Here is a 512-nt window from a genome sequence, read left to right as displayed (position 1 = left end):
TTTTACTATGCGTTGCGCTTAGTGTTTAAGGTGGTATGCGGCGGCTTTGGCATTGCGTTGCTCACACCTTAACAGGGCGTTATGTTCTTGGAGGTTTATGGAAAACTTCAAAATTAGCAGAATCCACACAAAGTTAGGTATTTTCCGACTATCTGGAATCCTCAACAATGAAAGTGGTATTAAAAATATCAGCTATATTTCTGCTGAATATATGGGAACTGATGGCTGGTGCGAACTTAATTTACAGTCGGAGCATACTCAAAATTTACTGAGAGACATTCAAATTGAAGTGTGGCAGTACCTAGCGTGAGCAAGTCTGTTGCATCGACCAGACATAGTTTTGTAAATATCAGTGGCTTCAAATAGCTACGAACATAACAAAGCGTTCAAGAGGGATTCTCAACGCTTGGCAATTTTGGTTCTAAGTTTAGCTTTTGTGTTTATGGCACAATAATTTAGGTTTGGTGGCTTGCGTTGTTCACCCCTTAACGCGGCGTTATACGTAATGAGAG

The 512-nt window shown here is 40.4% G+C and carries 1 protein-coding gene; it reads left to right on the top strand.

The features are described 5' to 3' along the window. The first annotated feature begins 97 nt into the window (after positions 1–97). Positions 98–310, top strand: a complete 213-nt coding sequence (locus KJB35_RS28245) for a hypothetical protein (protein ID WP_005376999.1) — start codon at positions 98–100, stop codon at positions 308–310. Positions 311–512: the final 202 nt, after the last annotated feature.

Origin of the sequence: Vibrio sp. D431a (genome assembly GCF_030248655.1) — a bacterium.
GTDB classification, from domain to species: domain Bacteria; phylum Pseudomonadota; class Gammaproteobacteria; order Enterobacterales; family Vibrionaceae; genus Vibrio; species Vibrio alginolyticus.
Note: the sequence above shows the minus strand (reverse complement) of the source record. Positions and strands in the feature narration are given on the sequence as shown.

What these genes read in the sequence shown, in the direction of transcription:
- KJB35_RS28245 (WP_005376999.1), top strand. Translation starts at nt 98, where the DNA reads ATGGAAAACTTCAAAATTAGCAGAATCCACACAAAGTTAGGTATTTTC.